Annotated in this window: 18 protein-coding genes; 6 read left to right on the top strand and 12 right to left on the bottom strand. The window is 55.4% G+C overall.

Annotated features, from left to right (window positions below):
• The first annotated feature begins 210 nt into the window (after nucleotides 1-210).
• Nucleotides 211-699 (top strand): hypothetical protein, encoded by a 489-nt coding sequence (locus HTZ84_RS22665; RefSeq protein WP_217468219.1) that lies wholly within the window; start codon nucleotides 211-213, stop codon nucleotides 697-699.
• A gap of 114 nt (nucleotides 700-813) precedes the next feature.
• On the opposite strand, the gene HTZ84_RS12020 is transcribed toward HTZ84_RS22665, so the two are convergent.
• Nucleotides 814-1,125, bottom strand: a complete 312-nt coding sequence (locus HTZ84_RS12020) for a hypothetical protein (RefSeq protein WP_174680899.1) — start codon at nucleotides 1,123-1,125, stop codon at nucleotides 814-816.
• Between the two features lies 1 nt (nucleotide 1,126).
• Nucleotides 1,127-1,510: a hypothetical protein gene (locus tag HTZ84_RS12015; RefSeq protein ID WP_174680898.1), complete on the bottom strand. Its 384-nt coding sequence runs from the start codon at nucleotides 1,508-1,510 to the stop codon at nucleotides 1,127-1,129.
• A gap of 589 nt (nucleotides 1,511-2,099) precedes the next feature.
• Here HTZ84_RS12015 and HTZ84_RS12010 point away from each other — a divergent pair.
• Nucleotides 2,100-2,876 (top strand): hypothetical protein, encoded by a 777-nt coding sequence (locus HTZ84_RS12010; protein WP_174680897.1) that lies wholly within the window; start codon nucleotides 2,100-2,102, stop codon nucleotides 2,874-2,876.
• 409 nt (nucleotides 2,877-3,285) lie between these two features.
• Here HTZ84_RS12010 and HTZ84_RS12005 read toward each other — a convergent pair whose 3' ends face one another.
• The gene (locus tag HTZ84_RS12005) at nucleotides 3,286-4,272 is read right to left on the bottom strand and encodes an HNH endonuclease (protein WP_254611745.1); all 987 of its coding nucleotides are present in this window, start codon (nucleotides 4,270-4,272) and stop codon (nucleotides 3,286-3,288) included.
• A gap of 539 nt (nucleotides 4,273-4,811) precedes the next feature.
• Here HTZ84_RS12005 and HTZ84_RS12000 point away from each other — a divergent pair.
• The gene (locus HTZ84_RS12000; RefSeq protein WP_174680896.1) at nucleotides 4,812-5,240 is read left to right on the top strand and encodes a hypothetical protein; all 429 of its coding nucleotides are present in this window, start codon (nucleotides 4,812-4,814) and stop codon (nucleotides 5,238-5,240) included.
• 380 nt (nucleotides 5,241-5,620) lie between these two features.
• On the opposite strand, the gene HTZ84_RS11995 is transcribed toward HTZ84_RS12000, so the two are convergent.
• The 7 genes from HTZ84_RS11995 to HTZ84_RS11965 form a co-directional block, all read right to left on the bottom strand.
• Nucleotides 5,621-6,370, bottom strand: a complete 750-nt coding sequence (locus tag HTZ84_RS11995) for a DUF6339 family protein (RefSeq protein ID WP_174680895.1) — start codon at nucleotides 6,368-6,370, stop codon at nucleotides 5,621-5,623.
• A gap of 31 nt (nucleotides 6,371-6,401) precedes the next feature.
• Nucleotides 6,402-7,472, bottom strand: coding sequence for a hypothetical protein (locus tag HTZ84_RS11990; protein WP_174680894.1), 1,071 nt, complete (start codon nucleotides 7,470-7,472; stop codon nucleotides 6,402-6,404).
• Nucleotides 7,472-9,361 carry a hypothetical protein gene (locus tag HTZ84_RS11985; RefSeq protein WP_174680893.1) on the bottom strand — a complete coding sequence of 630 codons (1,890 nt, stop codon included), beginning with the start codon at nucleotides 9,359-9,361 and terminating at the stop codon, nucleotides 7,472-7,474. Before HTZ84_RS11985 ends, HTZ84_RS11990 begins: the two co-directional genes overlap by 1 nt.
• A gap of 138 nt (nucleotides 9,362-9,499) precedes the next feature.
• Entirely contained in the window at nucleotides 9,500-11,026 is a 1,527-nt protein-coding gene (locus HTZ84_RS11980) for a hypothetical protein (RefSeq protein WP_174680892.1), read from the bottom strand.
• 66 nt (nucleotides 11,027-11,092) lie between these two features.
• Nucleotides 11,093-11,866 carry a hypothetical protein gene (locus HTZ84_RS11975; RefSeq protein WP_174680891.1) on the bottom strand — a complete coding sequence of 258 codons (774 nt, stop codon included), beginning with the start codon at nucleotides 11,864-11,866 and terminating at the stop codon, nucleotides 11,093-11,095.
• A 278-nt stretch (nucleotides 11,867-12,144) separates the two neighbouring features.
• A complete protein-coding gene (locus HTZ84_RS11970) occupies nucleotides 12,145-12,780 on the bottom strand; it encodes an HhH-GPD family protein (protein WP_174680890.1) in 636 nt (211 codons plus the stop codon).
• A gap of 10 nt (nucleotides 12,781-12,790) precedes the next feature.
• Nucleotides 12,791-13,906, bottom strand: a complete 1,116-nt coding sequence (locus HTZ84_RS11965) for a DNA cytosine methyltransferase (RefSeq protein WP_174680889.1) — start codon at nucleotides 13,904-13,906, stop codon at nucleotides 12,791-12,793.
• Between the two features lie 189 nt (nucleotides 13,907-14,095).
• Here HTZ84_RS11965 and HTZ84_RS11960 point away from each other — a divergent pair, with 189 nt between their 5' ends.
• The 3 genes from HTZ84_RS11960 (at nucleotide 14,096) to HTZ84_RS11950 (ending at nucleotide 17,725) form a co-directional block, all read left to right on the top strand.
• Nucleotides 14,096-16,000: a hypothetical protein gene (locus tag HTZ84_RS11960; RefSeq protein ID WP_174680888.1), complete on the top strand. Its 1,905-nt coding sequence runs from the start codon at nucleotides 14,096-14,098 to the stop codon at nucleotides 15,998-16,000.
• Nucleotides 15,997-17,034: a hypothetical protein gene (locus HTZ84_RS11955; protein ID WP_174680887.1), complete on the top strand. Its 1,038-nt coding sequence runs from the start codon at nucleotides 15,997-15,999 to the stop codon at nucleotides 17,032-17,034. The genes HTZ84_RS11960 and HTZ84_RS11955 overlap by 4 nt, the downstream gene beginning before the upstream one ends.
• 64 nt (nucleotides 17,035-17,098) lie before the next feature.
• Nucleotides 17,099-17,725 (top strand): DUF6339 family protein, encoded by a 627-nt coding sequence (locus tag HTZ84_RS11950; RefSeq protein WP_254611744.1) that lies wholly within the window; start codon nucleotides 17,099-17,101, stop codon nucleotides 17,723-17,725.
• 7 nt (nucleotides 17,726-17,732) lie between these two features.
• Here HTZ84_RS11950 and HTZ84_RS11945 read toward each other — a convergent pair whose 3' ends face one another.
• Both HTZ84_RS11945 and HTZ84_RS11940 read right to left on the bottom strand, forming a co-directional pair.
• Nucleotides 17,733-18,497 (bottom strand): hypothetical protein, encoded by a 765-nt coding sequence (locus HTZ84_RS11945; RefSeq protein ID WP_174680885.1) that lies wholly within the window; start codon nucleotides 18,495-18,497, stop codon nucleotides 17,733-17,735.
• Nucleotides 18,490-19,497 (bottom strand): hypothetical protein, encoded by a 1,008-nt coding sequence (locus HTZ84_RS11940; RefSeq protein WP_174680884.1) that lies wholly within the window; start codon nucleotides 19,495-19,497, stop codon nucleotides 18,490-18,492. The genes HTZ84_RS11945 and HTZ84_RS11940 overlap by 8 nt, the downstream gene beginning before the upstream one ends.
• Nucleotides 19,498-19,537: the final 40 nt, after the last annotated feature.

Below are 19,537 nucleotides of genomic sequence, written 5' to 3'. Positions count from 1 at the left end.
TTAAGACCTGAGTCGCTCGTGGCCCGAGATGAAGAACCATGTTCGGGAATCAGCGTAGGGCCATATGTTTGTAATGGTAACATTCTTTGAAACCGAATTTACGGTCAAGACGGTAGATAAGACATCAATCAAATGATGGTGGATTTAAGTGTCTACTTTTCCAATAGGTGCGCAAGATTAACAGTACTGCTCTACTGACCAGTCTCAACAATGGAATTCTGCGACAACTGTGGGACACTCGCACCAGCAAATAAGGACATTACCCAATGCCAGCAGTGCGGAGCGTCATTTGATCGGTCTACCACGGAGACACCACAGACAGATGGTGGAACACCGACCCAGACATCATCAACAGAATTAGAAGAGTTACCGACGACCAGCAGTGGAAGCGTCAAGAAAGCAGATGCCATGGAATGGTTAGAGAACCGAAATCGACCATCTAGCGCTGAACTTCGTCGAGCAACGCTTGAAAAACCGACCGACTTCACCGGCAGTACGTTTCCAACGGATATTTCCACAATCCGACTTACAGGTGACCCCCAGTTTATCGAAACCATTGCAGGGCTCTTCTCCTGGATCGTCGATATGGAAGACTACAGCCGGCGTATCGAAATCAATCTCAAAGAGACAGAAGACAAGGAAACCGGAGAACAAACAGGGAACTACGCTCTCTACCTGTCCGTAGCCGAACGAGGATAGTAGATTACCGCACATCAATGCGTACGCCCCGGGATTTGTAACGAGTATACTGGCAAAACAGAGTCACGCAGCAACGACCACTGAGAGCTTTCGAAAAGGGGGGTAGTGTCACCCCTACTTTTTCGGCTCCCACTCTTCGACGTACGCTCCTTCGCTGAGCATGAGTTGAATTTCCTCGTACCGATCGAAGGCGTAGTCGATGCCGTTGAGCTTGTACGTCTTCCCCTCTTCGAGTCGAACGTCCGGATCGTACACGACGAAATACCGCTCTTCGTCATCCGATTTTGATGGATCCGTGAGGAATCCTTTCTGATACGGCTTGTGCGAGGCGAGATCCCACGTCTTCGTCACCGTGGCGATCACGAAGACGTTGTCACCGGACCCGTCCATGTCGGTCAACATCGTCCGACCGCTCCGGGCAGCCATTTCACTCACCCCCCGCGATGGTGATGTCAATGACGCCATCCGTCTCCCGTCCCTCAATGGGCTGTCCACAGTACGGGCAGCGGAGATCCGTCTTGAACGGCTTCCCACACTCCGCACACCAGATCGCCCGTTGAACAGTCATGCGGTCGTAGTCGGCAACGAGTTCGGTCTTAACGACCGCTCCTCGCTTCACGAAGACGATGTCGTATTCAGGGTAGACACGGGCTTCGCAGTCATCTTCGATCATGCATCGAAGCGAGTTGTGGTATGCTTCGTACATCGGGATCGGGTTCTCAACCGGGATGCGTTCCTGGTAGCGTTCTTCAGCGTGCTGTTCGAATACCGGTAGCTGGCCGTTGACGGCGTGGAATGATCGTACTGTCATAGTGGTTGCTGCGTATGCAGTCTCCGTCTCCTGAGAGCGATAGCTACCGCTCACGGAAGACTGACTGAACGACGAAGAGCACTGGAGGAAACGCGAGAGGCCTCGCTATCCAAGCGGGACACAGCCTTCGCTTCGGAAGCACCTGACTGCAGGACCCCTAAGGGGTTGATCTACTGATGGTCACCTGCAACCCTTCACGCGCACAATGACGACCCCTTCAACAAGGAACGAGGGTTGATTCTTCGGCGAACCGGGCGACTTCGCGCGCGTTTCGTGAAAAGCACCTCTTGACGGACCCCTTCAAAGGGGTTCAGGAGTCTGCCGAACCCGTAATGGGTTCGAAGGGCCTGGGGTGACCGGACCCCCTTCCATAGGGGCTGGAACTACTGGCTCTCGATAAGCGGGTCTCTCCGTAAGGAGGCCGGTCGGCCCAAATCGCGTCGCTCCTCCGTATGATGGTATTGTAGCGAGCACTCATATAAATAATAACTAATGATAAACATATTTAGATGATTTGTATAAGTTATAGGGTGTGATTGTCCCTTTGAGGTGAACTTTGAAGAGACTGTCAGAGAAAGAGTCCGGCAGGATGATGCAACGCCAGCGGGAGCGGATTCGCGGCCGCCTCTACAACCAAGTCACGGAGCGTACAGATCCAGAGGATGTTGAGATCGACGCTCCGCAGCTTGATTACGCTGGCCCGCTCGAGTCTGACGCCACGGTCACGGATCTCCCACCCGCATGGGAACCAAAGCCGAGCACTTGGACCGTCGGATACGAACCGATCGGCGCGACCTCAATCGGCGTTGAACAAGAGCGCCGCAGCCATAGTCGCCGCCGCGGACTCCGCGTGAAATCAACAAAACTCTCCGACCACAACGAAGGACGTCACCCATCAGACGGCACACAAAGCAAACGCCTCGCAGAACTCGACAAGAAACGACTAACACAAACACTCTGCTCACGCCTCGACATTGACGGGCTCATCCAAGAAGAAGCAGTGCGCGCAATGCTCGCCCTTGACCTACGGTCATTCGGCGCACACAAACAAATCGAGCGCACCGCCCTCGCTGTAATCTGCGTGATCACCGACTACCACCGCCGATACAAAAACCGAGACCCGTCTGCCGACCGGCTCGGATCGGACCCCGTATTCAAAATGCTCGCCCACGAATTCGGCCTCGCAAACAACCACGTACAGCTCTCCAGAAAAGTCAAAGAGGAACTGAAAGCCATCGACTTTTTCGAACCCGGCGCACCCGGACTCAACCGATACAAACGACCGATCACAACGAGGACCATCGGGGCAGCCGTTGGGAAGCCGTTTCTCCACTACAACAAATCAATCATCACCCACCGCGAGTAAGAGACCGTCGTTGGATACTTCCTGCCAACAGTTCGTAATTTCGAAACGTAATGTGTGATACTAGTAAGGATAATACTAAGTGACTTCTTAATAATATGGTAAGTGTGGGGTCCAACGATAACCGCGACGCGTTCAACAGGCGGCACCGCTCTACTGGAGACCACAGTATTGGCGATTCAATGCCAGGTACTGTCGGTGACGCGCAACGGACACTCCACGACAAATACGGGCAGACACCGGTCATTGACGAGACTGTCGAAGTACCATCCCAACTCCAAGAACGTCAGACTGAAGAAACGACTGAGGACAATGGGAAAGAAGTCGAAGAACTCGTAGCCAAACTCCGAAGCTAAGTCGCAACCCCAGCATCTGCCCTTCTTCCGCCGAAATCAAACCACACATCCAAACTCTATACCCACGCAAGTGACGCGTTGTGCTGCGCAAGGTACTCCGGATTCAGACTCTCCTCAGGAAGCGGGACTCGCTCACCGTCTTGCTCAATAATCGTTTGCTGCAATAACTCGCTTTGCGTCTCGAAGGACGGATTCACGAGTAGCCGGTAGTCCCGGTCAATCGTGAACAGCTCCCGGTCGAACGCAGCGTGATGCGTCTTACTCAACGGGAGTACGTTCGTCAAATCCGCCCTGTACTCCGGGTAGTCACTCCACGACAGTACGTGCGCCACGTCCAGCAGTCCGGGGTGATCAACACCCGAGATCGGGCACTCTCGGTCATGTCGAGAAATCACTGTCGCGCGGAACTCAGGGTCAACCGCTCGAGCGTGAATCGTCGTCGTGTACGTCCCAGCACTCATCCCGTCGTCACTCGTCGCTGGCGTCCAGTTTGAGCCACTCCACTCTGCAACAGCGTTCTCGACGAACGACCGTCCCTCATCAGTCAACACATACGCGTCACCTCGCTCCTCAACGAGTCCCATGCTTCGCAACCAATTCACTCGTTGTCTCGCCATGTCCGTCTCCCCGTGACTCCACCCCAACTCCGGGTGCGTATCCAACTGCTGGTCACTCACCTCCCCGAGCGTCATCGGCCCCGCAGACAACGCATACAGCAGACTCCGAAGCCCCACGTTCCGCTCACACATGATGCGAAGCAACGTCGCCACATCACCCTGCTGCACGTACTCTCGACCAGCATCATTCAGCACCCACTGACCGTCTACCTGCTGCAAGAAGCCCACCTGCTGCAGATAACTCACCCGCCGCATAATCGACTCCCGACTCGACACATTCGCAAACGACCCACGATGCCATCCAACGAGTTCGTCCGTCGTTGGCTGGTGCGCCTCTACGAACTCAAGAATCGCGTCTAACGTCTCAACGTACCGCGTTCCCCCACCGAACATCGGGACAATGCTGCGAAGTTGATCCGGAGTCATGCAGAAACAGTGGTAATGCCAGATGATGATCCTTTCCCGTTAACCCAGAGTCGGCTATTGTCGAAGAACTTGATTACGACTTTAGAGACTCATCAGTCGGCAACCACAGGTTTCGCCAGCGGAAACTAGCTTCCTCACCGAATCAAGGACGCCCAATATAGACAAGAATCCCCACGTATCACCAATAGGGAAGAAAACCGACGCTCTGAAGCCTGATTACGTTGGTTCACTCAATTTTAATGCGACAGTTGCTGATCTCCCGTCCGTATCGAATTAGAGCCAAGCACTCAGATCGCCGGACACATGAATTCGGCACTCCTTCGAACCCGGCGCACCGGCCTTAACTGATACAAACGACCGATCACAACGAGGACAATCGGGACAACCGTCGGGAAACCGTTCCTCCACTACAATGAATCAATCGTCAACCCTTGCATGCGGATGTTCACGAGTGGAATCGGGGTAAATTGGATAGAGTGTTGTGATCAACGAATCAGATGGCGGCAATGTTTATCCATGGCGTCTCCAACGGAAACGGTATGAGCGATATCGAGGGCCAAATCATCACCGCTGTACGTCACCTGGCCAGTGACGTCCCTGCCGGGTTCGCGTGGACTGTCGCCGTCCCCGACGCAGCGATCGCACTTGAGCTTGGTGACGGCTCGCTGCTCATCCCAGTCAGTGACGTTGAGGGCAACAAGCCCGGGGTATTCTACACAGAAGACGTCAACAACTGGGATGTCATCACCGGCTCCCGTATCACGGATCTGACCCCGATGGCACTGTCGGCAATGGAGTATCGTGGATGGGAAGCCGTCTCTGGGTACCGGCCGCCCGTACTCACGGTGGACACCGGAGAGCAACTCTACCCAGTTGCTGATCCGGAAGGCAATCAACGTGGCATCCTATTCCGGGTACAAGACGGAGAGACATTTATCGTTGATTTTGACCCGGTGGACGGCGAGTAACACCATCTCACCTCTGCTTCTGTCACCTGTTAACAGAACTTGGCTTCTTACCTCTGTTGTTGCTCTCAGTAGTACGATTCAACGCTTTGCAGAATTACGGTCCAGATTAGTCTCCTGCCAGATCGCGCTCAGTGGCGATACCTGCACTAATCAAACGATCACGTTGATCTGCAGTTCAACCTTAACCAATGGACCGTATTATCCTCACTATGGAAATCCGTACCGGTTGACCAACACCGTTCAATGTGAGCTACATTCTCGAATGTACGCCCATCACTCATCTAAGCATCCCTCACTGCGGGAGTTCAGTCCGCATAAACCCCTTCTCCACCGAACTCTATTAAGAACTTACTCTATTTAACGCCGTCTCCACGAATACGCTACGACCAGCCAGCCTCCTGACGCATCACGTCGTCACGGAGATCCTTTATCGTCTCCACAATGTCGTCTTTTTCCATCATCTCGACACGTCGAACCGTCAGTTCCTCTCGGAGTAGCGTTGTCGTTCGGCTTGCAATATTACTGTTTGACGGTGGATCTTCGTACGTACTCTCTTCCTTAATCTCGTTCAGTGTGTCGGGACAGAGGAGATCACCACAGGCGTGCGTAACAGGGATGTACCGTGCAAAGTCGTGGTCCAGGATGTCATTGGCGAGTTCTTGGAAACCGAGGACTTGCTTCGTTCTACTGTAGTCCCGGTCCTTGGCCTCTCCCGATTCACCTTCCTCATAGGTGAGCTCAGCACCCCACCAGATCCGGTGCAGTGCGTTGGAGTAGGCGTCCGTTCCGGCCTTTAAGAACTTCTCCTCCATGTTATCTGGGCTCTCCGGATCGAAGACGTGATCCCACCGGTAGTGAACGAACTCCGGGAACCGAACGACACAGAGGTAGTGCCACAGGCCGGCGTCTGCCGCCTCGTTGCGTGTCAGATCAAGAGTCCGATGGAGTGTCGGCGCTAGCTCGGCGTCAATAAGCGAGTCCTGAGCGTCGATCTCGTCATCAGCACGGATCTCCTTAATCCGCTCGTCTACCGGACTTAGGTCTATGGAACGACCTAGCGGCTGTAAGTACGGACGAAGATCCTCCTCCGTGAGCTCACGCTCGTCCGCAAGGAATCGATTGTCAATCATCGGATGAGCCGCACTCTGCAGGTGGTAAAGATCAGTCGTCACTTTGGATCGCCTCCTCAATCAGATTCGTCGTGTCGGACGGGATGTCGTACTGTTGATGTACCGCACGTTCGATTCGCTGGACGAGGTCAGGGATATCGACGTGACTTCGAACGTCCTCGGCAAGTTGGATCGCTGCCTCGTCGTCTCCGAGACCCGGGTACAAATCGTCCAAGAAGATGTCCAATACGTCTTCCTGCCAGCCGTACTCCGGTTCGCCGGTATCGGGGCTCGTGTCGCGTGCCGTCTGCATCAATAGCTGCGTCCAGACGGAGTGCTCAATGTAGTCGTAGAGTACGTCGCGTAGCCGCGGTGGGCCACCTGTAGCCCCCGAGTTGTTCAGAACCTCGACCACCTGTGGGTGTTCCCTGTTCAGGTAGAGCTGCGGGTTCCGGGGTGCCTCCAGACTGAGATAGTGGATGTGGTCTTCGTCGGGGAAGCTGTCGTAGTCGCTGAAATCCTCTATGATCGGCATGAGAAGACTCCCACCGTCATCCCTCTCGTCGAGTCGAATGACCCACGAGAGCCCGTCAGCGACTCGTGCCCCAACTTTGGACGCGTGTTTCGACCCACCAGAGTCGCCTTTTTCGGTTCTGGTGAGGAACGGCTTGATTTTCACCCGTCCACGGTGATCGTTACGATTGATGCACAAAGTGAAGTCGTAGGTCCCTCCATCCAAGGGAGAGTCGGCGAGTATCTGCCGGTCTCGACTCATTGCGAGGGGGTTCTCCTTCACTAGTGCGAGACGGCCCGGCGTCTCTTCCCACTCGTCAAACGGGAAGACATCTTCAACAGTATCCTGATCAACGGTAACCGTACCTTCTAACTCCAGAGTCTTCCAGCTACCCTCATCCACCAGCGACAGAAACTGCTCATCCTCGTCAACGTCACCTCTATCACCGAGAGGGGTCCCATCTAGATGGAACGATTCGACATCAAATTCGAGCGCATTTTCTTGGTACTCATGCGGGAGGGACTGGCTGACTAGGCTACCTGTCTGGACGTTATCTTCCCCCTCTTCGTCCGGTTCTACTGCTTCGCCTTCCTCATTGACAGTCGCCATTACTCGTCCCTCCGTTCTGCCACGTCAACCGATACCTTCAATCTGGTTTCTACTTGTCTGTGGTCCTCCGTTGAGATTCCCTCAAAGGAAATCTTCGATGTGCCAGGTGCTGGCTCCAGCCGTCCCACTTGGACTCCCTTCTGTTCTGGGAGCGATATCGAGACCCCAGCCGTATCTGACGAGATGTTCTGTACGGGGAGGCGATCCGATGTCGCTCTCTCCTCTGCCATCCGGACCAGTGAGACGGTGACTGCCCGTATCTCGTTACGGTCGCTCAAAGGCTCCACCTCACCGTTGAACGACCAGTGTGTGTACACCTCGTCGAACGAGATGTTCGTGTTTCCAGTGACACGCTGACTACTGGGTGACTCACGATCAGAACGACCACTTCGTGATTCGTTTCCGATTTTGAACCGGTTTCCCAGACGCTGAGGTCCAGTCGCGCCTCTGTCAACGTCAGGTGCGACGAGTCCACGTAACGTTTCGGTCACGTCAGACTTGATACCCTCTACTGCGGTCCGGAATCCCCGAGAGTAGGTGTTCGCCAGTGTCTCCGTTCGCACCCACTCGTCGTGCTGAGGTGGCTCCGCAGCGGTCAAGAATTCTTCAACGATAGTGTCTGCGTCTCGTGGACTTTCATCGGTTCCCCAAGGTCGCGCGCGCCCACCGAGGAGGACGGCGTGGAAGTCCTGGTTCCCGACAACGACTCGGTTTCGGTCGTAGTACTCAACAACCATCCCCGAACCTCGAACGAACGCCACCTCGTTCTGATGCTGATACTCGCTCGTATCTGCACGCCGAACTAGCAAATCAAGTTGGCCGTCTGCACCGCTACTCCCGTCACTCTTCTCTGGGACGTCAAGTGATATGGCCGCTTGCGCGACATCTCCAGGTTCGTCCAGCTGGCTGACCGAGTTAGCACGGTCGTCCAGACAGCTCGTAAAGGGTTCGTACTGCGGATACTCGTCGATACTTGCTTGCTTCGTCTCACCTTCTACTTTGACTGCTACCTCCAGATCGCCACGATAAATCGCGGGCCAGAACCATTCGATTGCCATCTCCGTGATCTGGTCCGCTAACTCTTCGTTGTCCAGTCGCTCTTCCGCTGTAGGTACCCGGAAGTCCACAACTTGGATGCTCGTTCCTGGTCCGTCCGGACGACCCAACTGGAGGCCATCCGCTATCGCTTCAGCTTCTTCTCCCCAGATGGACTCCGGCCTTGCACCCTCCTCATTGCCGTTCAGACCACCGTACCAACCGTGCCCTTGGTACACCGTATCGCCGTCCTCCGACTTGTGCGTCGGCAAGCGCGTCCGACCGATCAATCGGGGGGACTTGTCTTTCGGGTCGGGTTCGCTCAACGTTGAGTTGAACATGACGAGTGACAGGCCCGAGTACAGCCAGAGGACAGCCTTCCCCAGACCGTAACTCCCGCCGGCAGTATCCCCTGATTTACTGCTGAACAGGACGTCGCGGACCAGAGCGGTAAAGTTTGATTCGTCGGCGTTCTCCTCACCGAGTAGACCCTCTGTGTTTTCGTCCTCGATGGTCAGAATACGGATCTTCTCGTCGTCTTTTATGCGCTTGATCGCCTCAGCGATGTGCTTGCCGCTCTCCGTATCTGTCGCTAAATTAGCGTGTTCGGACCACGTCTCGATATCAAGTGCTCTAAGGTACTCTATTGCCTCGTCACCCTGTAAGGATTCCAACTTGAACGTGACCCGTGCTGGTTGATCGTTGTCCAACCGTGCGTCATTCGAGTTCTGCAATACCTCCCGAACGAACGTCTTCAGCCCCGGTTCACCGTGCGACATCGCGTACTTTGCGACGTCGTCACCGTACCGAGCATCAGTTGGTCGAGACGTGGTGAATCCCCACTGACCGCTCATCACGACACCCCACTGGCACTAGCGGGTGTGACCCCAGATATGTCGGAAAAGTGTGTGCTACGATTCATAATTGCCACAACTCTCCCCTTCCGACATAAATATGTGCGGTACGTCGCCGGTGTAGTCCCCCGATTGGGGTCAGAACTGTGCCTTCGGGGGAGTGCCAGTGGCCAGGTAGTGTGCGCCGACGAGATCGTAGCGGGTTTCTCTGAGTTCACGCGACCGACGTTGTGTGTCAGAGCTTAGCCCGTCAAGGGTGACGACAGAGAAACGCATCTCGTCTCCATACTCGTTCTGCAGTTTGAACAGCCGACTTGATATCGATCCGGTCGTACCCACTTCTTGGACCGTTTGATCCCACCATTCCCCCGTTTGATCCTCCCGCCACAGTCGAAACGCATGTACTCCACTACTGTTGATCCCGTCTCGCTCAGAGAGCGGACGGCTCTCGGTCCAGTTGAGACCCACCCATTGTGGGGCGGTCACATCACGCCAGGGCTGCCACGACGGTACGGTGTATGAGGACCGTTCTGCGATGTCCCTTAACTCATGATGTAACTCGCCGTCGGAGTCGCTTACGTGCACAGCAGGCTCTCGGTTCAGTTGGACCATAGGTGTCCAGCCAATTTCTCGCCGACAGACCGCCACCAGAGTCGCCTCTATGGCGCGGCGATGTCTTTGATTCGACGATATTGGAGGTGTAGTAACAGAGACCTCCATCTTACCCCCCGCGATCTCAGTAATTTGCTGGAGAGGATGGGCAGCACCGTGTTTGTCACTAGTCTGTTGATTTGATTCATTTACTCCGGCTGACAGACCTAACCCTACGCGCTGTCGAACGCCTCCCTCGGATCCCGACTCCCCAATGTACATCAATCCCGGGAGTTCTGAGTGTCGAACTCGGTAGAGGCCTGGGCGGCGTGGCAGTTCTTTACGGAGCGTTTTCCAGTCTTGAAGGTCGAACCATCTAGACCAATTAAGCCCCATCCACGTTGAGGCCTGGGGCTCCGGTTCAAGGCGAGTGAGTGGTCCGGGGACGTTGAGAGTTCGTATCTCTGCCGCGCTCTGCCGCGTAGCCTGGTCAACGGTGGCGAGCTCCGACTGAACGATCGACTCGGGGACCGAGAGTATTCGGGCGATTGCATCACTACCTGGGACGTACTGTGAGAGGATCCAAGACGTCGCCTGTCGATTCGTCAGTCTGGTCTTGGCCACCACCGCTACGATATCGTCAATAGCGTCTACGGGAAACTCCGAGCAGGAGACGACGAACCCGCCGCCACCTCTCACTTCTCTGTCTTTAATCACTTCTCGGACTTGCCAGTCGTGAGCGGCCGCTACGGCTTCTCGGCCATCTTCTGTGAGTCCGATTCGGCTGGCCACAGTGTCCCAACATCCGTCCGCCTCGGCTAGTACGTACAACAGCCCATCGTCACTTCTACCGACAGGAAGAGGATCAAAACCCGTGAAGAGGGTTTCAACGTTAATCACGGACGTGTTTCGCACTTCTCGCAGGGCTCTGGCGAGTGAATGGGACTCTACGTGATACTGAGTAGCGACGGCTTCAATGATGTCGCGGGAGATGGGCACACCGACGAACGGGTCCCCGACGTACGACGAGTTTGACTCTCGATCCAGATATACGTGACACTTGTTCTCGCCCATCAGACTGTACCTCTTACCGAAACCTGCGATCCACTTGTCCGTATCGGATACCTGTTTTGTGTCACATCAGAACTCGTCTAACTGACGGTTGTCCTCACTTTTGCGCTTGATGTCCATTCGCTCATTGTAGTCGGAGTAGTCCACTCGCCCCTCCGAGATTCCTTGTTCGTCCTCGTACACCATCAACCACACCCGAACCAGGTAGTAAATGAATGGCGCGGGAATCGCGTTCTTCGCTATGTGACTCTTCGGATACGACCTTGGTGAGTAGTTTTTGACCGCTGCCCACCACTCTCTGGACCGTTCGGAGAAGAAGAACGACGAGGTCTCAGCTTTCTCAGACGATCCATCTGTAGTCAAGAACCGTTTCTCACGGGGTGGCTGTGGAACCTTGAACGAAGTCTCGAACGCGCGTTCGTATTCGATCGGCATACCAAACATCCGCCCGTTCAACACAACGGGATCGTTAAGGGGTGCGCGCGGAACGTTTTCGATGACGTAGTGATCACAGTACTTCTCGGCGAGTATCCGTGCACTCGGGATCATGTTCTCGTGCTCATCGGGATCCCCCGAGATACTCGTCGTCGCGGCCCACCGTGAGCAGACCGGGTGGAACAGCCCGAGATCGAACGTAGTGCCGTCCTCTATCGGTAGGTCCCACTCTTTTTCTTCAATGTGGGCGTCTGCCTTGATCGGCGCACTTTCGTTCGTGTCCTTGGGGTCAATTCCGACACGAATTACGTTGCCAAAGTCGCTGAGTACCTCTGATTCCGTTCCGTAGTCTGCGAAACAGTGGAGGATAAGTGGCTCTTCGCGTGTGGTCTCTCCATCTGATGTCACGCAGAACCACCCATAACTGGTTCAGCTCGCTGGAAGCCACTAAGAGAATATCTGGTAGGGCAGACCCGTGTAGCGTTCACGTAGATTGTCACTGCTATGCGCTTAGACATTGACCCAATTTAAAGCCTCCATCTGAAAACGGTACTAAAGTATAGTCCAACTCACCGGTTCTGTCGGAAACCCTACACGGTGGGAAGTTCCAGTGGTCGTGCTGGATACATAACGCGATTTGGTCATACGACAGCATCCCAAGAACAACTGCCGGCGATCTCGTAGCGCTATGCACTCCTTCTCGATTTTTGGAAGTAGACACAATACTCGTTGGCGAAACACTGCTCACACAACGGTTCAGTCTGACAGACCAGCGCACCGAAATCAAGCAGGGCGAGGTTGTACGCACGGGCGTCATCAGGCACCAGTCTCTGCGTGAAAGCCAACTGATCCGCTTCTGTTTCGGGCCATGCATCTCGAAATACTCGACTGTACACCCTCTCGACGTTCCTGTCAAGTACCGGCAATCGGTCACCACGAGCAAAGCACAACGTGGCGTTCGCCACGTACCGGCCCACTCGCGGAAGTTCCATCAGCGATTCCGGCTCGGTGGGGAGGTGGTCGTACGTTGAGGCGATCTGCTTCAGCGCCTCTGCGCGCATGTTTTGGAATCCGAGGGGCTCAATAACTTCGACGAGTTCGTGCTCACTGGCCTCCGCTAGCTCTTCCAGCGTGGGGAACCGTTCCAGGAACCTCGGATAGACCCCTGCAACGTTGTCAGCCGGTGTCTGAGTCAGGAAGAACTCCGCTATGAATACCTCGTACAGTGTTCGATCCGGTTCCCGCCACGGGTATTCGCGGCGGTTCTCCTTCCCCCATTCAAGCAGGTTTGTCCGAAATCGGTGCTCCATCTCAGACGACATCAGTTCTCACTCAATCGTCGGCGACGGTGGACTCAACAGACGGCGCTGCCGCGCCGACGTGCGAGAGGATCGCCTTTCCCATGTACTCACCGAGCTTCGGGGGGACTGCATTACCGATCATTCGGCCCAGGTTTGACACGCCGACGTCCTCCCACTCGTCGTAGAAGTCGTAGTCCTCCGGGAATGTCTGAAGCAATGCTCCCTCGAGGAGTGAGAGTGCCCGATTCTGATCTGTATCGTAGTGTCCGAAGCGACCACTCCCGTAATTGTAGAACTGCGTCGTGATCGTCGGAGAGGGTTCGTCGGGTCGCATCCGGCTGTAGGGTGCCTTGTACGACCGTCCACTTGCCTTCCGGTGGCAGTCTGCAAGGAGGTGATCAAGGCCCGCCTCTTCCCAGAGAGTCCAATCTCCACCGGGCTCCATGTTATCGATACGTTCCAGGTTCTTTTTCGAGAGAGAACGTGCTCTATGCACGTCGTTCACGTCACTAACTTCTCCAGCTTCAATTGGTGGCAAGTGATCGATCGTGTTCTTGACCGTTGGATAGTCGTCCTCGTTCTGAATCGGGGGGTCGGGCAGAGAGAGGGAGCCACGCTTGGACGCCATGACAACCCACCGCTTCCGCTTCTGTGGGATTCCGTATTCGGGACAATAGACGTTCTTGTTATCGTCGCTGTTGACCTGATAACCTTGGGATTCAAGGCTCTCGATGAACGCGTCGTAGACGCCATCCTCCTGTTTCACTTGGAGTACGTTTTCGGTGACGACTACGTCCGGTTCAACGTACTCTACGATCCGTGACACCTCGTTTAGCAGCCCCCATTTTTGATGGTCCTCGTGGCCCTCTCCCTTCGAATGTCCCATCGTAGAGTATGGTTGACAAGGTGCGCATGCTGCGAGGACCTTTAGGTCTGCATCCCACGGATACATCTGTGCGATTGGTTCGGGATCCTGTGCCAACGCGGGGATGTCCGCTCGTACGTATTCGCCGTTTATGTTCTGTTCGTACGGGTGCTCACAGTCTCGGTCATGATCAATCCCTGCAACGACCGAGATGCCGGCTTGCTGGAGGCCATAACTGAGTCCGCCGGCCCCGCAGAACAGATCCACTGCGGCTACCTTCATAACCCTCTTTCTTGCGTATCGTCACATAAGCGTTCGGCAACGACACCAACCCGACTACATCCTACCGCGTGAAGAGTGACAGCACCCGATTAGAACCTCTGCTTGTTCCGACTGACCGGACTCCATCAACTCGTAACAGTAATACTAACTAGGTGGTCTTAGTTCCGTACGGACATACCGGTTTCTCACATGGATCAGGAGCAGATACAAATCAACGAAGCGGTCGAATGGTTCTTCTTCAGTGGTGGACCAGGAGCGCCACGCTACGGTGACGATCCGACCAAACACGCCGTTGACCATGACTCCGAGGCGTTCGTCCGTGAGGTCCTCCAAAACGCGAACGATCAGGGCCTCCCGAATGGCGATCCAGTTGAAGTGACGTTCCGTTTCGTCACGCTCACGGGTGACGAGAAAGAGGAGTTCCTTGACGGACTCGGCTGGGACGATAGACTCGGTGAACGGATGCGAGCGGTCGCAGACACACATAATGGCCATCGCTACGAACGGGTCGTCGAACGAGTCAACGACCCTGATGCCGAACTCCGCCTCCTCGTCGTTGAAGACAGAAACACGACCGGCTTGACCGGAAGCTGGGACGAAGACTCGAACTACGCCGCGCTAGTCCGCGACGAACTCTACAGCAGCAAGCAAGACGACACCGCCGGCGGCTCGTACGGCCTCGGTAAGTCCGTACTCTGGACGTTCTCGGGTGCTTCGACGGTCGTCTTCAACTCGCACCTCACACATAGTGTGCGTGAGGACGATTCTCCGCGACTCATCGCCCGCTCTAAATTCCCAACACACCAACTCCCGGAGGACGATACGACGTACCAAGGTGCGGGGTGGCTTTGCCAGCCTATTGAGACGGACGACGGCCCTCGCCCAGAGTCCTTCTGGGGGGAGCACGCGTCGCGGCTCGCAGAACAACTGCACGTAGAACGGCCCGCTGTCAGCGGAACGAGCGCTATGGTCGTTGAGTTTCAGGATCCGACGCGGGACGAGCGACCAGAGGTTGAAGACCTCGCACAGGAATTCGTTGACGCTTCGGTCAAGTACTTCTGGCCAGCGATCTATCGGGGAGACCTCGAAATCACGGTCGAAACGCCAGACGAGACACTGACGGCCGATGTAGAGAGCGTCCCGGCGATCCGACCGTTCGTCGAGGCATATGATGAGAGAACTACGGATGCTCAGACGCTGGTAGACCCCGGAGACGTTGCTGGACTTGATATTCCCGTTAAGCTCCCGCCTCGTGCCGATGGAACTGAGACTCCCGACGGCTCAGTCCGATTATCGGCACGTCTCGCATCCCCCGCAGACAACGATGCGTACCTGAATAATGTCGCGCTCTTCCGGGGAGCAGGGATGGTGGTCAAGTACTACGACCAGAGCCGTGTCGCCTATGGTGACCGAAACTTCTTCGGCGTGTTAGCCGCTGGTGAAGCACGGCCGGAAGGGACTCCGTCGAAGAGTGACCGGGAAATCGACCGGTTCCTTCGGTTCGCCGAACCACCAGAACACGACGAGTGGGAGTCCACCGAGAATCTCCGTGAGCAGTATCAACGTGGCTTTCGGATGGCACTTGACGATATGTTCGGAACGCTGCGCGACGGCCTCCGTCACTTGATCTCGAAGGGCAGCAACGGCGACTCCCTCTCCGACAACGTTCTGAATCGATTCCCGATCCACGGAAGTGGGAATCCACGATCCACGACGTCGCCCGCCGACCCTGCCTTTGAGATCGACAGCTCGTCGCGCTTCAATGGCGACGCATGGACGATATCTGGTCGAATTAAAGTACTCTCAGAGGAGTTCGATGGATGGAGTGCCGACATCTCACTCACCGGTATTGGTGAGGACGGATCCCGTTACGACGACATTCCCATTGACTACGTCGAGATCGAACAATCCGGCGTGACCGTGTCGTACGACGATGGATGCGCTCACCTTGTCGCCGACGAACACGTCAATGAAGTCTCGTTCTCTGGTCGTTCTCATTCTGATGAAGCCGCTGACTTAGTACACGGTGATGTCGGCGCGACACAACTAGAGATACTCGCAGAGTTACAGACACCAGAGGAGGATCAAGCGTGACCAGGCACTCGCAGCGACACCGTACTACGACACTTCCGTTCAGTTATCGGGATAAGGGAATAGACTTCGAACTGGACTCGTTCACCGTTGACGACGGGAATCAAACAGCACTTGAACTGAACCCAGCACAGACAGAGATCAACCTCGCGTCGGCAGTGTCGTCATCCGACAGTAGTGATGATCCGGATTGGGAAACCATCACTCTCTACGGGAAACTACGCCTGCCTGAGGAGACGGTTCAAGCGGTCTTTCCGCAGGACGAACGGGCACAGCCTCCGGCCAAGCTCTATGTAGCCATTCGCTGTCACGAAACGATCTACCGTGACCGGGTCATCATTTCTGAAGCTCCTACGACGCCCGGTGAATACAACGTCACGCTAGAAGTTCCGAAGAGCACTGTCCGAGGGACTGTCGAACTACGTCCGTATCTCGTTCGCACAGAATCTCATTCGGGAGAAGGATCAAGCGATTATGCCGAGCAAAAGAACTTCCGCGTCGCTAGTGGGACGCTGTACTACGTCGTCGTTGACCGCCCAGACGACGAAGAGCGAGCCGCCATTGATGGTGAGCGAGTACGTTTCTCACAAAACGCTCACCTCCCAGATGGGAACAAGCTATACTACCTCGACTTCCGGAACGAGAGTCGTCCTAAATTGTGGATCAACTCCGACCATCCCCGTATTGCCGAGGTCCTCCAGAGTAGAGGATCTGTCGGGGCCGAGGCTCGGATGCGTGACGTGATACTCGACCAGGTGAGCTACGGTGTGTGGGTGCAACTGCTTGTTCGGGCTGGGAGTGCCGTAGACGCAGAGGGTGACGTTGAACACGAGTGGCAGGAGATGGTACTTCAGACGTTTGCTCGTAACCTCTACGATACCAGCGACGTGTCGGAGGCAACTTACCGTCTTAGCGACGATCTCTCTGACCCACAGACCCTACCTCACGTGATACAACGGATCGATAGCGAACTTCAGGAGTACATAAACCCCCGAGAGCAACTGATCCATCTCATGGAGGAAGGCCTCCAGATCTAACGTGACCGAGACAGAATTACACCGATTGACCGAAGACGGACGTCGCCTCGTTGGTGAATCATTCATGAAGGGTGAGGTGACGCTCACTGACGAACAACTGAACGAGTACGTGGAGCCCATGCCGGGTCGTCCGACAGCCGACCTGGACAGGATCGATTCGGCAGTAAAGCAAGTGCTTGAGGAGTACCCGGAGTACGACACAGCTATAGACGGCGCACTCGCTGAAGAGATTCACCGTGGTCTCGACATCACGAGACGAACCGCCGGCGATCCAGGCCTCTGGCACTGGCTGGCAGTCGTGCGGTATCCCGATCTGGTCCGGCACCGTTGGGAGTATCGCTCCGAGGAGGCGATGAGAGAGAAGTTCCTTGGTGCGGGCTCCGACTTGTACTCAAACGCCATCCACCGTCTCTGGTGGATCGCGGAACTCACTTCGCGTGGCGACGATTATTCGACGACTGACGCGGTCTTTGCCAACCAGACGATGGTCAACAAGGTGTTTGACCGCTGGTTCGCGCGCTACCAACCCGCCGTTCGAGCCATGTGTGACGAACTCGCAGACGAACCGTCACGTGTCATAGACGAGACGACACGGCGATTCAATCACGCACTGACGAACGTGCAGCTTGAAGGACTATCAGAGAATGAGGCACGAGAGATGATTAGACAAATTGTTGCTGAGTCTCAGTAAGGACCTCTCACTTAGCCTCGATAGTAAGAAAATCTTCTATCGAGAGAATCTGTAACGCTGAGTCTGTGTCGTAGCGACTCACTATCTGGTCGTTGATTCGCTCCGGTACGGACTTGTTTTCTGAGCCCAAGAAATCCGCAAAGGAGTCGGGAAGACCATCACCGCACTCATCCGTTTCACCACCTTCTACAGCATTTCCTGCATCCTCGTCGTTTCCCAAGAGGTCTTCAGTATCTTCGGTGAGGAATGTACCCGAGCCGCCGTTTCGGCTCCACGCCGCTGCATCACAGAGAACTCGGATATCGTCCTCGTTCTCGACCACACCGCGTAGCAGGCTAACCAGCTGAGCGTCAACTCCATCAAGGGCCAGGATAGTGAGGGCTCCGTCGGTTTCGAAGAGTTCGTCTCTCGCCTTCTCCAGCCGGTTAATCAGCTCGTTTAATCGACGAACCACTTCAACATCGTCCATATCGGTGAGGTCGGAGTATAGGTCGATGACGTACCGAACGTCGTTCTTCTGGTGCAGGTCAGTGGGCTCGTACTCGTTCAGATCGTCCGTCGCAGCAAACTCTAGGAGCTCTCGGTGGATGTCTTGGTGTCGATCAGCTACCGAGACGAACTCGCGTTTGATGCGCTCGCTGGCTACTTTGTCGAAAGTGGTGTCTTCGAAGAGCTTTCTTGCATCTGCCTCCCCTTCGACAGCGTAAGCGAACAACACGCAGGTATCAGTGAATACGTCCTCTACGTCTCCTGCAGGTGCAATTTCACTCATCTTGACGCATCGTCTGGAGCGCGACCGCTTGACCGATAGTTTCCACGTCGTCGTCGTGTTCCGGGTACTGATCTGAAGTCGGAACTAGGCCAGCATCCACACACGATTGACCAACACTGTCGATGTGTTTCTGTAGGTTGTCCTCCACAGAGAAGTGCTTCTGGGCAGACCACTTCCGCAAGGTCGGGGCGTTCGGGCCCTTCGCAGTCTCTTTCGACATCAAAAGGGCGGGATACTCCCAGATCCACTCGTTGTAGACCTGCTTCAGTTCTTCCAGCACGGCCACCTGTGACTCCGTGACTTCTGAAGCACGCGTCTGACTGAGGACGAGAAACGCGTCCTCTACTAGATTCGTAAACTCTCGAACTTCGTCGAGAGTCTGACTCAGGAAGTCGATACCTACCAAGCCGAGGTGCATTCGAGCTGCAGCACGCCCGACGTTCTCGTACTGTTCTGTTCCGAACACCGGAGAAGGCTGATCTGCTGATGATTCCCGTTGAGCTGTCTGAACCCCCTCTATGGCGGAATCAAGGTGCTGTCGGAGTGCCACGTTCCCCAGGTACAAGTCCCGATACTCCTCTGGTGCATGTGACTCGTAGAATGCCGCGAGGAAGTCCAGGTCGCTCGCGTACCACCAGTCCTGGTCTAACCCGGGTGTGAAGTCACTCCGTCGGTAGAAATCGACGATGTCGTCGAAAGCCGCCGTGAATATCCCCGACTCGCGTGCGTCCGGTGTGGCCATCTGCGTGCTCGCTGGACCAACCGTTCCCGACTTCGGAGCTGCTGGCATTACGGCCCCGAACTTGTACCAGCTATACGTGACCGGGAACGCCTTGTCGTCACCGGTGAAGTGCTCAACCGCGAGGTACGTGTACTTCTGTCGCTTGATCCGAGTCCCGTACCCCCAGTTTAGGTCGGAGTGCTCTCTCACTGCCTGTTTCAGGGCAGTCTCGACTTTTTCGAGAACGTTAGACTCGTCCGGTGGAGTGTCCGGATGCATTACCGTGTTACCTCGGGAATGGGCGTTTGAGTGTTCGACA

Origin of the sequence: Haloterrigena gelatinilytica, from assembly GCF_013342145.1 — an archaeon.
Taxonomy (GTDB): domain Archaea; phylum Halobacteriota; class Halobacteria; order Halobacteriales; family Natrialbaceae; genus Haloterrigena; species Haloterrigena gelatinilytica.
This window is presented reverse-complemented; position numbering and strand designations above follow the sequence as displayed.

Excerpts from the sequence above, each read along its gene's own strand:
- HTZ84_RS22665 (WP_217468219.1), top strand. The coding sequence starts at position 211 with ATGGAATTCTGCGACAACTGTGGGACACTCGCACCAGCAAATAAGGAC.
- HTZ84_RS12020 (WP_174680899.1), bottom strand. The coding sequence starts at position 1,125 with ATGGCTGCCCGGAGCGGTCGGACGATGTTGACCGACATGGACGGGTCC.
- HTZ84_RS12015 (WP_174680898.1), bottom strand. The coding sequence starts at position 1,510 with ATGACAGTACGATCATTCCACGCCGTCAACGGCCAGCTACCGGTATTC.
- HTZ84_RS12010 (WP_174680897.1), top strand. The coding sequence starts at position 2,100 with ATGATGCAACGCCAGCGGGAGCGGATTCGCGGCCGCCTCTACAACCAA.
- HTZ84_RS12005 (WP_254611745.1), bottom strand. The coding sequence starts at position 4,272 with ATGACTCCGGATCAACTTCGCAGCATTGTCCCGATGTTCGGTGGGGGA.
- HTZ84_RS12000 (WP_174680896.1), top strand. The coding sequence starts at position 4,812 with ATGAGCGATATCGAGGGCCAAATCATCACCGCTGTACGTCACCTGGCC.
- HTZ84_RS11995 (WP_174680895.1), bottom strand. The coding sequence starts at position 6,370 with ATGATTGACAATCGATTCCTTGCGGACGAGCGTGAGCTCACGGAGGAG.
- HTZ84_RS11990 (WP_174680894.1), bottom strand. The coding sequence starts at position 7,472 with ATGGCGACTGTCAATGAGGAAGGCGAAGCAGTAGAACCGGACGAAGAG.
- HTZ84_RS11985 (WP_174680893.1), bottom strand. The coding sequence starts at position 9,361 with ATGAGCGGTCAGTGGGGATTCACCACGTCTCGACCAACTGATGCTCGG.
- HTZ84_RS11980 (WP_174680892.1), bottom strand. The coding sequence starts at position 11,026 with ATGGGCGAGAACAAGTGTCACGTATATCTGGATCGAGAGTCAAACTCG.
- HTZ84_RS11970 (WP_174680890.1), bottom strand. The coding sequence starts at position 12,780 with ATGTCGTCTGAGATGGAGCACCGATTTCGGACAAACCTGCTTGAATGG.
- HTZ84_RS11965 (WP_174680889.1), bottom strand. The coding sequence starts at position 13,906 with ATGAAGGTAGCCGCAGTGGATCTGTTCTGCGGGGCCGGCGGACTCAGT.
- HTZ84_RS11960 (WP_174680888.1), top strand. The coding sequence starts at position 14,096 with ATGGATCAGGAGCAGATACAAATCAACGAAGCGGTCGAATGGTTCTTC.
- HTZ84_RS11950 (WP_254611744.1), top strand. The coding sequence starts at position 17,099 with ATGAAGGGTGAGGTGACGCTCACTGACGAACAACTGAACGAGTACGTG.
- HTZ84_RS11945 (WP_174680885.1), bottom strand. The coding sequence starts at position 18,497 with ATGAGTGAAATTGCACCTGCAGGAGACGTAGAGGACGTATTCACTGAT.
- HTZ84_RS11940 (WP_174680884.1), bottom strand. The coding sequence starts at position 19,497 with ATGCATCCGGACACTCCACCGGACGAGTCTAACGTTCTCGAAAAAGTC.